Annotated in this window: 10 protein-coding genes; 3 read left to right on the top strand and 7 right to left on the bottom strand. The window is 73.6% G+C overall.

Annotated elements, in window-relative coordinates; genetic code table 11:
- Positions 1-3: 3 nt before the first annotated feature.
- The 6 genes from F4558_RS10970 to F4558_RS10945 all read right to left on the bottom strand — a co-directional run bounded on the left by F4558_RS10970 (position 4) and on the right by F4558_RS10945 (position 5,056).
- Positions 4-2,160 (bottom strand): FtsX-like permease family protein, encoded by a 2,157-nt coding sequence (locus tag F4558_RS10970; protein ID WP_167943950.1) that lies wholly within the window; start codon positions 2,158-2,160, stop codon positions 4-6.
- Positions 2,157-2,837 (bottom strand): ABC transporter ATP-binding protein, encoded by a 681-nt coding sequence (locus tag F4558_RS10965; protein ID WP_167943949.1) that lies wholly within the window; start codon positions 2,835-2,837, stop codon positions 2,157-2,159. Before F4558_RS10965 ends, F4558_RS10970 begins: the two co-directional genes overlap by 4 nt.
- Positions 2,834-3,358, bottom strand: coding sequence for a PadR family transcriptional regulator (locus F4558_RS10960; protein WP_053659885.1), 525 nt, complete (start codon positions 3,356-3,358; stop codon positions 2,834-2,836). Before F4558_RS10960 ends, F4558_RS10965 begins: the two co-directional genes overlap by 4 nt.
- A gap of 97 nt (positions 3,359-3,455) precedes the next feature.
- Positions 3,456-3,818, bottom strand: a complete 363-nt coding sequence (crcB, locus tag F4558_RS10955; RefSeq protein ID WP_053659887.1) for a fluoride efflux transporter CrcB — start codon at positions 3,816-3,818, stop codon at positions 3,456-3,458.
- Positions 3,815-4,291, bottom strand: coding sequence for a fluoride efflux transporter FluC (locus tag F4558_RS10950; protein WP_053659889.1), 477 nt, complete (start codon positions 4,289-4,291; stop codon positions 3,815-3,817). Before F4558_RS10950 ends, crcB begins: the two co-directional genes overlap by 4 nt.
- Before the next feature lie 6 nt (positions 4,292-4,297).
- Positions 4,298-5,056: a class I SAM-dependent methyltransferase gene (locus F4558_RS10945; RefSeq protein WP_167943948.1), complete on the bottom strand. Its 759-nt coding sequence runs from the start codon at positions 5,054-5,056 to the stop codon at positions 4,298-4,300.
- Between the two features lie 221 nt (positions 5,057-5,277).
- On the opposite strand from F4558_RS10945, the gene F4558_RS10940 reads away from it, so the two are divergent.
- Together F4558_RS10940 and F4558_RS10935 are read left to right on the top strand one after the other, a co-directional pair.
- Positions 5,278-6,384 carry a nucleotide disphospho-sugar-binding domain-containing protein gene (locus F4558_RS10940; RefSeq protein WP_167943947.1) on the top strand — a complete coding sequence of 369 codons (1,107 nt, stop codon included), beginning with the start codon at positions 5,278-5,280 and terminating at the stop codon, positions 6,382-6,384.
- A gap of 56 nt (positions 6,385-6,440) precedes the next feature.
- Positions 6,441-7,007, top strand: coding sequence for a dienelactone hydrolase family protein (locus tag F4558_RS10935; RefSeq protein ID WP_053659895.1), 567 nt, complete (start codon positions 6,441-6,443; stop codon positions 7,005-7,007).
- 100 nt (positions 7,008-7,107) lie between these two features.
- On the opposite strand, the gene F4558_RS10930 is transcribed toward F4558_RS10935, so the two are convergent.
- A complete protein-coding gene (locus F4558_RS10930) occupies positions 7,108-9,300 on the bottom strand; it encodes an adenylate/guanylate cyclase domain-containing protein (RefSeq protein ID WP_376767512.1) in 2,193 nt (730 codons plus the stop codon).
- 271 nt (positions 9,301-9,571) lie between these two features.
- Here F4558_RS10930 and F4558_RS10925 point away from each other — a divergent pair, with 271 nt between their 5' ends.
- Positions 9,572-12,469, top strand: coding sequence for a helix-turn-helix transcriptional regulator (locus F4558_RS10925; protein ID WP_167943946.1), 2,898 nt, complete (start codon positions 9,572-9,574; stop codon positions 12,467-12,469).
- Positions 12,470-12,570: the final 101 nt, after the last annotated feature.

Raw genomic sequence — 12,570 nt, 5'->3', positions numbered from 1 at the left:
CGCTCATTCGCTGCGGGCTGTCTGCGGCCCGGTGAGGCGTTCCAGCAGTGGCAGGGTGGAGGCGATGATGCCGAGGCACGCCGCCAACCCGACGACGACGATCACGTAGAAGCCGGGCCCCGGCGCGACGAGCGTGTAGCCCATCTGTGCCCGCAGGAACAGGTGCGCGGCGACCAGGCCCATGCCGATGGCGACCGCGGCGACGGCGAGCATCGGTACGGCACTCTCCAGCGCCACCACCCGGCGTAGGACCCGCACCGGCGCCCCGCTGAGGCGCAGCAGGCTGAACGGGCGTCGGCGCTCGCTGAGGCCGCCGATCACGCTGACCGCGAGGCTGCACCCGGCCAGCGCCAGGCTCGCGATGATTGTGACGTTTGCCAGCTGCCCCCAGCCGCGCAGCGTGTCGGCGAAGCTCGACTCGAAGTCACCTGGCACGTTCGGCGCCACCAGGAAGGCCGGTAGGGCGGTCTCCAGGACGGTACGCGAACGCTCGACGGCGGCGGCGGAGCCGTCGGTGTTGACGACGATCGACATCACCGGCAGCCGTTGAAGCTCACCGAGCGGGACCGACGCGGCCTGCCAGACCCTTGTGGACGATGCCGTCTCCCGGAAGGGGACGAGGCCCGTCGCCACCTCGGCGACGTCCGCGCCGTCGGGGCACCGCCCGTACGCGCTCGGGAGGTCGGCGCACGCGATCAGACCGGGCTCGCTGGCGGTCCGCATGTCCGGGTTCTCCAGCACCACTGAAGCGTGCCGTACGCCGGTGACCGAGCGCAGGTCGGTGAGCAGCGTGTCGGGCATTGTCGGTGCCTTCTCGCCGAAGTCCATCGACACCGTGCCGGCTGCCGTCGAGCCGATCGGCGCCGGCCCACGGTTGTCGACGATCGTGGTGATCACGCCGACGGCCACTGTCGTGACGAAGAGCGCGAGCATGATGCCACTGATGGCCCGGAACCCGGCCTTCGGGTTGTCGGCGAGGCGTCGCGCGGCGATGAGGGTGGCCGGGCGGCTGGCGTACCGGGCCATGACGCGGGCGCCGACCATCGTCAACCAGGGGCCGGCCAGCACCAGCCCGGTCATGATGAGCAGCAGACCGGGCAGGAACACCGCCGCCTGACCGTCGGAGGTCGGTGGCCGGTAGCCCAGCGCGAACACCAGCACGCCGACGCCGAGCAGGAGCGGGATCAGCCGGTACGCGCGAGGTGGGCGTGGCGTGACCCGGCGGGTGACGCCCAGCGGCGAGATCCGTACCCGGCGCAGCGACACCGCCGCCGCCACCGCCGCGCCAGCGGGGACGCCGAGCGCGACGAGCAGGACGTCCAGGATGCCCAGTGACATGTCGCTCGGGAAGAACGGCATACCGGTGAACGGGATGCTCGCCAGCGATCCCCGGAATGCGAAGAACAGCAGGAAGCCGACGGCGGTGCCGGTGACGGCCGCTGTGGTCGCCTCCACCGCGGCGACGACCCCGATCTGCTTCGGTGTCGCGCCGACCAGGCGCATCGCGGCGAAGCGCTGCTCCCGGCGGGCGGCGCTGAGCCTGGTGGCGGTGCCGATGAAGATCAGCACCGGGAACAGCAGCCCACCGGCGACCACGCCCAGGATGAGGTTCACCGTCGTCTCGGGCAGCGCGGGCGCGTCACCGACGGTTGTGACCTGCCGGGCCAGCGGCAACTCAGCGACCTCATCGGGGGTGCCGCCCATGACGACGAGCAGGGCGTCCGGTGAGGCCAATCCGGCCGGGCCGACGGTGCCGAGGTCGCGCCCCGGATAGCGGTCGCCCAGTTGGTCGGCCGGGTGCGTGGCGAGCAGTTCCCGCAACGCGGGCGAGGTGTAGAACTCCCCGGGCCCGGGGACGGTCGGGATGCCGACCGGCGTCGGCGCGCCCGCCCCGGTGGCGGCGACATCGATCCGGGTGATCTGCTTACCGTGGAAGAAGTCGTCCCGGGTCGACCACCACAGCGGGTCGGCGTCGCCGCCCGTGGAGGCGCTGGGATACATCGACGCGTACCTGGTGAGCTGGGAGTTGACGGCGTTGACCCCGGCGAGGGTGGCGAGCAGCAGCCCGCTGCCGACAGCGACGGAGGCGGCGATGATGGCCAGGCGGGTGAGTGCCTCCCGGCCGCCGGCCACGGCAAGGCGCAGCCCGAAGCCGATCACGAGGCGATCCGGTCCGGCGCGTTCACGCGCCCGTCGCGGACCATGACCTCACGGTCGGCGTACGCGGCGATCCTGGGTTCGTGGGTGACCAGGATGACCGTGGTGCCCTGCTCGCGGGCGGCGCTGACCAGCAGGTCCATTACCTGCTCGCCGGTGAGCGAGTCGAGCGCGCCGGTCGGCTCGTCGGCGAAGAGCACCTGCGGTTCGGCGACCAGGCCACGGGCGAGGGCGACGCGCTGCGCCTGCCCACCGGACAACTCGCCGGACCGGCGCTGCTCCAGGCCGTCGAGGCCGAGGCGTTCGAACCAGGCGTACGCCCGGCGCAGCGCCTGCGGTCGACGGACGCCGCTGAGCAGCAGTGGCAGGGCGACGTTCTCCGCAGCGGTGAGCTCGGGCACGAGCTGACCGAACTGGAACACGAAGCCGAAGCGGTCCCGGCGCAGGCTGCTGCGCGCGGCTTCGGTGAGGGTGTCGACCCGGTTGCCGGCGAAGTGGATCTCGCCGGAGTCGGGCACGAGGATGCCGGCGAGGCAGTGCAGCAGTGTGGACTTGCCCGAGCCGCTCGGACCCATGACGGCGACGATCTCGCCCGCGCTCACGCTGAGGGTGGCGCCACGCAGCGCGGGCGTCCGGCCGAAGGAGAGCTTCACGTCGCGTGCTTCGATCACCACGCTCATTGCCGTACCGCCTTTCGCAGGGCGTCCAACCGGGCGTTTGTCATCTCGATCCACCGGAGGTCGGCCTCCAGGTGGTAGAGGCCGTGGTCGGCGAGCAGCGCGTCGACCAGACTGCCGGCGCGCTTGACCTCGGTGAGCTCACGCATCCGTTGCAGGTGCGCACTGCGCTGCATGTCGAGGTACTCGCCGGCCGGCCGGTCCAGCATCAGCGCGAGCACGACCTTGGCGAAGAGGACCGTCTGAAGGTGCGGCTCGGGCTCGACCGGCTGGGTCAGCCACTGCTCGACCTCGGTCGCACCGAGGTCGGTGATGACGTAGCGCTTGCGGTCGGGGCCGGCGCCGGGGGCCACGTCACTGATCACCACCTTGCCGTCCCGGGCCAGGCGGCTGAGGGTGGAGTAGACCTGGCCGAACGGCAGCGGCTTGCCCCGGCCGAAGAAGGCGTCGTAGTCGCGCTTCAGGTCGTAGCCGTGGCTGGGCTCCCGTTCGAGGAGGCCGAGAAGGGTCAGTGGGACACTCATGTCAGGAGGCTACCCCGGGTGTATACCTCGCGTATATACCCTCGGTGTATTCGATGCGGTGGGGCACCGTTGCCTGCGGGCCAGGCGGCTGTTGTGGTCAGCCGAGCAGGGCGTGGGCCAGGGCGTAGCCGGCGACGGCGGCGGCGAGCCCGGCGGCGACGCTGAGCATCACGTTCGCCAGCGCGAGGAGCCGCTTGCCGGTCTGCGCGAGGCGCAGCGTCTCGTAGCTGAATGTGGAGTAGGTGGTCAGCGCACCGCAGAACCCGGTGCCGAGCAGGGCGCTCACCGCCGGACCGGCAGGCAGGCCGACGAGGACGCCGAGCAGCAGTGAGCCGGCCACGTTCACCGTCAGCGTCCCCCACGGAAACGCCGAGTCGTGCCGGGACTGCACGGCCCGGTCGACGAGATAGCGCAGCGGGGCCCCGACGGCGGCGCCCAGCGCGATGAGCAGCACTGTCATCGGGCCACCCGACGCCGCAGCAGTCCCGACGCGGCCGCGTCGCCCACGGCGACCGCCGCGAGCGCCCCGAACACCGTGGCAGCCAGGTAAGCCACGGCCGTGCCCGGTGCGCCCGCGACAAACGCCTCCTGGACGTCCACCGCGTAGGTGGAGAAGGTGGTGAAACCGCCGAGCACCCCGACACCGAGAAACGGGCGGGCCAGGGGGTGCCCGACGCCGAGGTGCCCGAGCACCGCCATCAGTACGCCGACGAGCAGGCAGCCGGACAGGTTGACCGCGAAGGTCGCCCACGGGAAGCCGGTGGGCGGATGCGGGGCGGCGTGTTGCAGACCGGCCCGAGCCAGCGCGCCGAGCACCCCGCCGGCCGCGATCGCGGCGAGCACCGCCAGGGGATGGACGGCCAACTCCTGTCGGTCGGCGGGGACCCGCAGGTCGACGTCCGGATCGGTACGCGGCTCGGGCGGCTCTGGCACGACTGCTCAGCGTACTGCCGCCACGGCGGCGTCCGAGCCGCCGCGCCACACCGTCCCGACCTCGGTGAACCCGGCCTCGGTGAGTGTCTTCACGTGCCAGGACACCGCAGGGGCCCACTCTGGGCTGTGCCCGGTCGGGTAGATGGCGTGCCGCTCGGCGACGAGCGGGGCCAGCGTCGGGTCGGCACCAGCCCGCGCCCACCAGTCCGACCAGGAGAGCATCGAACCGGTGGCGTACCGCGCCTGGCGGCGCTCGCGCGCCCGTCCGGTCATCCGCTTCGTCAGCTCGGGCAGGGCGTCGTCGGGCATGTGGTCGGCGTTGACGAAGATCCCGCCTGGTCGCAGGACGTCGCGGATCTCCGCGTACAGCTGGCCGAGCCGGTCGCCGGGCAGCCAGTGCAGGGCGGTGGCGGTGAGCACGCCGTCGTACTCCTGGTGGGGGAGCGCGGAGCGCCACTCGGGGGTACCGAGGTCGGCCGTGACGATCTCGGCCCGGTCGCCCAGCGAGGCGCCGGCGATGGCAAGCAACGCCGGGTCCAGGTCCAGCAGTGTCACCTCGGCGTCGAGGAAGCGCGCCAACGCCCGCAGCGAGATGGTGCCGGTGCCGCCGGCCAGGTCGAGCAGGCGTGGCGGTCGACGATCGAGTACGGCGTCGAGGGCGTCGAGCATGGCGGTGAACCGGTGTTCCCGGTCCGGCATGTACGCCTCCTGCTGACGGTCCCAGCTCTCCTGCCAGGCCCACGGTTCCACGAGGTAAGGAGTCATGGCGAGCAGACTAGTTACCGCTGCGGAGCGCTGCCCAGACCTTGTTGCACATTCTTGGCAACTGCTAAAGAATGGCAGGGCGATGATCAGAGATGCGCCGGGCTGGCCGGATAGCCAGCCCGGCGCACCGCGTACAGCCGGATCTGGCGGCCTGGCCGGCAGGGTTGCCCCGGGCCGCACGGGCATTCGGCTCCAGCTCTGTTGACATAGGATCAGCGTCCATGCGCGTGCTGGTGGTCTCCGCCCCGCTGGTCGGGCACGTCTTCCCGCTCGTGCCGCTCGCTCTCGCGCTACGCGACGCCGGCCATGACGTACTGCTGGCCACCGGTGGCGGCGGGCTGGCAGCCGCCGACGCCGGCCTGCCGGGGCACGACATCGCGCCGGGGTTCGACTTCGGCCGGATCGCGCTGCGGGTCTTCCCCCGTCATCCGCTGATCGCGCGCGCCGAGCTGGCCGGCACCGCCGGCACCCGGGGCGCCGGCCTGCTGTTCGGCAAGCTCAACGACCACCTCACCGATTCGGTGGTCGCGCTTGCCACCCGGTGGCAGCCGGATCTGGTGTTGCACGAGCCGTTCGCCGTCGCCGGAGCGGTCGCCGCCGCGCGGCTCGACATTCCGGCCGTACGCCAGGAGAACGCCCTCTTCGACGGCCGGGAACTGGTCCGTGCCACCACCGCCCGGCTCGGCGCCGCCCTGCGCCGGCACGGCCTGGCCGAGCTACCGCCGCCGGCCGCCGCGCTCGCCGTGGCTCCGCCCAGCGTGGCCGCCCAGAGCGGCTGGCCGATGCGGTACGACTCCTATGCCGGCGGCGGCGAGCTGCCGGCGTGGCTGCGTGAGCCGGGTGAGCGGCCCCGGATCCTGGTCACCCGCAGCACCCTCACCGGCCCCGGCGACCGAGGGCCGATGCCCGCCGTGGTGGCCGCGGCCGCCGGGGTGGACGCCGAGATCGTGCTGGTCCGGCCCGATGCGCGGTCGGCTCGGTCGCTGCCCGGCAACGTGCGGGTGGTCGACTGGATTCCGCTCGACGAGGCGTTGCCGGCGAGCGCGGCGCTGGTCCACCACGGCGGTGCGGGCAGTGCCCTCGGTGCTCTCGCCGCCGGCCTGCCCCAACTGGCCACCGTGGGCGCGGGGGACCGGCGGCACAACGCCGAGCTGGTGGCCCGTCGAGGTGCCGGCCTGGCCCTGCGCCCCCGCGACATCACCGCGCTGACGCTCACCCGCCTGCTCACCGACGACGGCCTCCGCATCGCCGCCGCGGAGGTCAGCCGGGAGATCGCCGCCATGCCGCCGCCGTCGGAACTGGTGGACCGGCTGACGGCGTTGGCCTGACCGCGCTCCCGCGTGGCCGCACCGGAATCGTCGTCGCGCTGCGGCAGGATGACCTGATGCGACACGTCGTGCTGTTCCATTCGGTGTACGGGCTGCGACCCGCCGTACGCGCCGCCGCCGACCGGCTGCGCGCCGCCGGGCACCGGGTCGTCACCCCCGACCTGTACGGAGTGCCCGCCACCGAAACCGTCGAGGAGGGCTTCGCGCTGCTCGACAAGGTCGGCCACGAGGTGGTGCTCGACCGGGCCCGCACAGCGCTGCGGGACCTCCCGCCGGAGACCGTGCTCGCCGGCTTCTCGATGGGCGCCGGTGTCGCAGGAGCGCTGCTCGCCGAACGCCCCGACGCCGCCGCGCTGCTCCTGCTGCACGGCACCGGTGGCGCGCCGGACGCGGTTCGACCCGGGTTGCCGGTGCACCTGCACCTCGCCGACCCGGACCCGTACGACGCGCCGGACGAGGTCGACGAGTGGCAGCGGGCCATGACCGACGCCGGTGCCGACCTGACGGTGTTCCGCTACCCCGGCGCGGGGCACCTGTTCACCGACCCCGACCTCGACGAGTACGCCCCGGACGCAGCCGACGCGGCCTGGCCACGGGTGCTGGCCTTCCTGGCCGCCGGCTGAACGATCGACAGGTAACGCTGCCTCCCACCGTGGCGCGCGGTCCGTGTCCCGTCCGCCGCGGGGGGTCCGCCTCGCCGCACTGCCCCGTGATGCCGGGCGTTCAGGCGGAGGCGGCCAGGCCCTCCAGCGGACGGACCGGCACCACAGCGGGTACGCCGTGCGCCGCACCGGGTAAAGCGCCGACGCCGGCCCGGGTGAGGCGTCCCGCTGGCCCCGGCACGGCGGGCGCCGCACGGTTCGCCGCAGGGAGCCGGTCGGCCCGCAGGGGTAACTGAGTGAGCGTGCCGGTGTGCGACACGGACCCCGGCAGGGTCCGGTCCGACGGCGCATGACCGGCCGACCCGACGGCTCGGAGCCGTCGCACGCCCAGCGGACTGCTGATGTCGTGGATCGCCGCGGCCGATGGGGTGCCCGCCGAGACGGGAGTGCGGCGGGGCACCGGTGCCGAGCCGGCCAACGCGGTGTCGAGACGCACGACCTCGGCGTGCCGCGCGGGCGAGCCGCTGACAGTGCCAGCGCTGACAGTGCCAGCGCTGACGGCGCTGACGGCGCTGACGGCGCTGACGGCGCTGACGGCGCCAGGGTGGACGGCGGCAGCGCGGCTGTCGGGCTGCCGGGCCAACGAGTGGACGCTGTGCAGGCGCGGAGTGCCGGCGGCCCGGCGGGCGAAGACGGCCCGCAGCGCGCGGGGCAGCCGCTCGGCGGCAACCTGGCGCAGCGCGGGAGCGGTGAACGCGTACCCGCCGCCGCGGCGGGGGAGCAGCAGCCCGGCGGCGACCAGATCACGCAGCGCCGCGGCCGATCGCCCGGGCGCCCAGTCGAGCGCGCGGTCGATGGCCGCGCCGGAGATCCCGCCGTCGAGGGTGCCGGCTGCCATCAGCACCGCACGGTGCTCACCGCCGAACCGGTCCAGCTCCGCGCCGGCGGCCCTGCGCACCGCGTCGGGCAGCCCGCCCGCCGTCGGGTCCGCACACGTCGTGATCGCTGCCACGTACGCGGCCGCGTGCCCGGGTCGTCCTCCGACCAGCGGCAGCAGCCGGTCGACAAGGGCGACCGGCTGGCCGGCGCGGGCCAGCAGGTGGCGCAGCAGCCGACCGGACTGCACGGTGGCCAGCGGCCGGATCGCCACCCGGCGGGCCGGGCCGGGTCGGGTGTCGGCCCACTGCGGCTGGTGCACGGTGAGCACCGCCAGCGGGAGCTCGCGCGCCGTCGCGGTGCTGAACAGCGCGTGCAGGAACCGGCTCACGGCCGGCGCGGCCCGGTCCACGTCGTCCACTGCGACGACGAGCGGGCCGTCGGCGGCCAGGCGCAGCAGGACGTCGCGGCAGATCGCTGCGCCGGTCAGGGCGTCGGCGCCGCCGTCTGGAACGGCAAGCAGCTGCTGCAACGCCGGCACCGCCGCTGCGACCCGGTCCGGTGTGAACAACGGCGTCAAGGTGTCGGTCAGGCGTTTGCGGACCGTGGCCGGGCCGTCACCGTGCCGGATCCCGGCCAGGTTGCGGACCAGCTCCGCGACCGGCGCGAGAACCTGATCGGGGTACGGCGGGCAGCCCACCACGCACCACCGCACCGACACGTCGTCCATCGTGGACAGCGTTCGGGTCAGCTCGTGCAGCATGCGGCTACGGCCGCTGCCGGTCGGGCCGACCACTGACACCCAGCGGGGCGAGCGCTCCCGCAGCGCCCGGGTCAGCTGCTCGGAGATGGTGGCCAGCTCGCGGCGGCGGCCGATCAGTGGGCCGTCGTGCCGGGCGACGCTGGGGCGTATCGGGCCGACGGCATGCCAGACCGGCATCGGCGACACCCGGCCGGAGACCGGCACCGATACCAGTTGGCGTTGGGCGATCAGACCGGCGGTGGCCCGGGCCGTGGTGGCGCAGAGCGCGACGGCGCCGGGAGGCGCGTACTCCTGGAGGCGGGCCGCCGTGGTGATCACCGCGCCGCTGGCGACGCCGTGGCCCCCGCTGACCGCGTCGCCCAGGTCGACCACCACCTCGCCGGTGGCGACGCCCACGCGGACCCGCAGCCGGATGTCGCCGACCGTCGAGCGACGGTCCAGCGCGGCCTGGATCTCCAGTCCCGCGCGCACCGCCCGGTACGCGTCGAAGCCGTCGGAGTGCCGCGCCCCGAACAGTGCCATCACCGCGTCGCCGACGTACTTCTCGACAACGCCCTGCCAGCGGTGCAGCACTCCGGCGACGGTGTCGAAGTACGCGCGTTGCAGGGCGCGGACGTCCTCGGGGTCGAGCCTGTCGACAAGTGCTGTGGAGCCGACGATGTCGACGAACAGCACGGTGACTGTGCGTCGTTCCGCGGGTACCGGCCAATGTGGGTAGTCGGTCCGCGGCCTGTCGGCGACGATAGTGATCATGGGTAGCGCACCGGCCCTTTCCTGCTGACGGCTGATGACCCTCCGGACATTGGCATTCGTGGGCTGACCGGGGATCTGCCGAACGACGTATGTCGGCCACCCGCAACCTTTAGTCGCAATCTCGACGCGACGAGTACCACAAGCGGCAAGTGGTTGTAGAACGGTCCAGGGGCGTGTGATTAGGCTGCGTGCCATGGCCAGCGATGTGGACACCGCACCGCTCGTGGGCCGGGCCGGGCTGGTGCAGACGGTTCGGTCCGCCCTGATCGGTGACGTGGCACAGGGGCAGACGGCCGCCGTCTTCCTCACCGGCGAGAGCGGTGTAGGTAAGACCCGCCTCCTCGGCGAGATCGGTGCCCGGTTGCGCGACCAGGGCGCACTGGTGTTGACCGGCGGTTGCCTGGACATCGGCGATGCGTCCCCGCTGCACCCTCTCCTGCAGGCGTTGCGGCGTTTCGACGCCGACCTGCCTGCCTCGCAGGCGCGCACCTCCTCGGCCGTGCGGAGCCTGTTGCAGATGTTCGCCGAGGAGACCGGCGGCCCGGACGGCGCGAGCGCCCTGCTGGAGCGGGTGTCACGCGGGCTGCATCTGATCGCCGAGGGGCGACCGCTGGTGCTGATCCTTGACGACCTCCAGTGGGTCGACCGCAGCACCCGGCAGCTCCTGCTCTACCTGCTCGCCGGTCTCGGTGACCTTCAGCTGTCGGTGCTGGCCGCGGTGCGCGCCGAGTCGTTGCAGGGCGCCCACCCGCTGCGTCGGGTGCTCACCGAGCTGCGCCGGCTGCGCTCGGTGCGGGTGCTCGACCTGGCCCCACTGGATCGCGCCGACACGGAGAAGCTCGCCGCCGCGGTGCTGGGCGGTGACCTGCCCGCCGAGGCGGCCGACCAGGTGTGGCAGCGCAGCGGCGGCAACCCGTTCGTCGTCGAGGAGTTGGCCCGTGACCTGCGCGATGGGCGCGACGGGCTGTCCGAGACGCTGCGGGAGATCTTCCTCGACCGGGTCGACGCGCTGCCGCAGCACGCGCACGCAGTGGTGCACGCGGTGGCCGCCGGTGTGGAGCCGGTGCAGCACTGGCTGCTGGCCGAGGTGTTGGGGCTGCCGGAGGGGGAGCTGATCGACGCGGCCCGCGCCGCCGTGGCTCACCGGCTGCTGGTCGGCGCCGACGACGGCTACCGGCTGCGACACCGTCTCGTGGCCGAGGTGCTGGCGCACGAGTTGCTGCCGGCCGAACGCTCTGGCATCCACCGGCGCTACGCCGAGGCGCTGACCGCCGCGCCGGGCGAGCTGCAGCAGGCCAGGTTGGCGCATCACTGGCGCCTGGCCGGCGAGCCGGCCCGTGCCCTGCCGGCCGCTGTGGCCGCGGCCCAGGAGGCCGAGCGGCTGCACGGCTACGCCGAGGCGCACCGGCACTGGTCGGCGGCGTTGCAGCTGGCCGAGGACTCCGGCTCGCCGGCGGCGGACCGGGTCGAGCTGCTCGGCCATGCGGCCGAGGCGGCCCACCACTGCGGGGAGCACGCTCGTGCGTTGGCCCTGCTGGAGGAGCTTGCCGAGTTGCAGGGCGGGGAGCCGACCTGCGCACTGCACATCCAGCGGGCCCGTTACCTGGCGGCGGCGGGGCGCTCCGCGCTGGCCGAGGAGGAATACCAGCGGGCGCTGGAGGCGGCGGACTGCTCGCCGCGCGACCGGGCCACCGCCGCGGCACGCCTCGCCGAGCTGCTGCTGCACCTGGGCCGGTACGCCGACGCCGGACAGCGTGCCCGGGAGGCGCTGGCACTCGCCGCCGACGTGGAGGGCTCCGCCACCGAGGTGGTGCTGGCCAGCTCGGCGCTGGGCTTCAGCGACGCCTGCCTGGAGGACCCGGACGCCGGGTTGGCGGTCATGCGCCAGGCTCTCGAAACCGCCGAGCGCGCCGGTCAACCGGAGGACGTGGCGTGCGCGTACCTGCACCTCGCTGAGCTGCTGACCGGGCCGCTGAACATCCTCGAAGAGGGGGTGCTGGTGGCCCGGCGGGGTGCCGAGCGGGTCGCCGAGCTGGGTCTGGGCCGTACCTGGGAGACGCGGCTGCTTGCCATCGCCACCAATGGACTGTTCCGGGTGGGCCAGTGGGCCGAGGCGGAGAAGGTGGTGGCCGCCGCGCTGCGGCACCGACCGTCCGGGGCGGACGCCGTCGAGCTGCTGCTGGCCCGTTGCCGACTGTCGGTGGGCTACGGCGACATCGAGGCCGCCGACCGGGATCTCGACGCCGTGGCGACGGTGCTCGCCGGCGGTGGTGCCCGGCACGTCATCCCGCTGCTCACCCTGCGCGCCGGGCTGGCGATGTGGGAGGGCCGGCACGATGTGGCACGCCAGGCGGTCCAGCGTGGCCTGACCGAGAGCCGTTCGGACGACGTGACGATCCTGTCCGCGCTGGTCTGGCACGGCCTGCGCGCCGAGGCCGAGGCGCACGCCAGTCGTACCGTGGCGGTGGACCCCACTGCGGTGCGTCGTCTGCGTGGTGTGGCCGATCGCGTCGCGCGCAAGAGCGAGTCCGCTGCCCCGCCAGTGCGGTCGGTTGTGGACGGCTTCCTGGCGCTGTGCGCCGCTGAGGTGAGCCGCCTCGACGGCAGCGATCCGGAGCTGTGGGCTACCTCGGCCGCCGAGTGGGACCGCCGCAACCATCCCTACCCGGCGGCGTACTCGCGGCTGCGGCAGGCCGAGGCGCTGCTGGCCCGGCGTAGCCGGCTGGCCACCGCGGGCCGGCTGCTGCGCGAGGCGCACCAGATGGCGCAGGGGTTGGGCGCGGTTCCGCTGACCTCGGAGATCCGGGGGTTGGCCGGGCGGGCCCGGGTGCCGCTCCAGGAACGCGACGATCGCGCTGGCCGGGGTGCCACGCCGGCTCAGCCTGTCGACGACGAGTTGGCCGCACTCACCGCGCGTGAGCGGGAGGTGCTCGCCCTGGTCGCCGAGGGTCTGACCAACAAGGAGATCGGGCAGCGTCTGTTCATCAGCGAGCGGACCATCGGCGTGCACGTGTCGCACATCTTCGACAAGCTCCAGGTCCGCACCCGTGTTCAGGCCAGCGCGATCCAGCTGCGCATCGGGCGCGCCTGACCGACGTACGTAGTCCGCGCGGCGCCTGTGCGCGCCGGATACGTCGTTTTACTGATTCCGAGGGTGGGTGCCTGTTGAGAGGCTGAGCCCCGTCGACGGCG

The organism is Micromonospora profundi (assembly GCF_011927785.1).
In the GTDB taxonomy this organism is placed as follows: Bacteria; Actinomycetota; Actinomycetes; order Mycobacteriales; family Micromonosporaceae; genus Micromonospora; species Micromonospora profundi.
The sequence above is the reverse complement of the archived record's forward strand: the minus strand, read 5'-3'. Positions and strand labels throughout refer to the sequence as shown.

What these genes read in the sequence shown, in the direction of transcription:
- F4558_RS10960 (WP_053659885.1), bottom strand. Translation starts at nt 3,358, where the DNA reads ATGAGTGTCCCACTGACCCTTCTCGGCCTCCTCGAACGGGAGCCCAGC.
- crcB (WP_053659887.1), bottom strand. Translation starts at nt 3,818, where the DNA reads ATGACAGTGCTGCTCATCGCGCTGGGCGCCGCCGTCGGGGCCCCGCTG.
- F4558_RS10965 (WP_167943949.1), bottom strand. Translation starts at nt 2,837, where the DNA reads ATGAGCGTGGTGATCGAAGCACGCGACGTGAAGCTCTCCTTCGGCCGG.
- F4558_RS10925 (WP_167943946.1), top strand. Translation starts at nt 9,572, where the DNA reads ATGGCCAGCGATGTGGACACCGCACCGCTCGTGGGCCGGGCCGGGCTG.
- F4558_RS10940 (WP_167943947.1), top strand. Translation starts at nt 5,278, where the DNA reads ATGCGCGTGCTGGTGGTCTCCGCCCCGCTGGTCGGGCACGTCTTCCCG.
- F4558_RS10945 (WP_167943948.1), bottom strand. Translation starts at nt 5,056, where the DNA reads ATGACTCCTTACCTCGTGGAACCGTGGGCCTGGCAGGAGAGCTGGGAC.
- F4558_RS10935 (WP_053659895.1), top strand. Translation starts at nt 6,441, where the DNA reads ATGCGACACGTCGTGCTGTTCCATTCGGTGTACGGGCTGCGACCCGCC.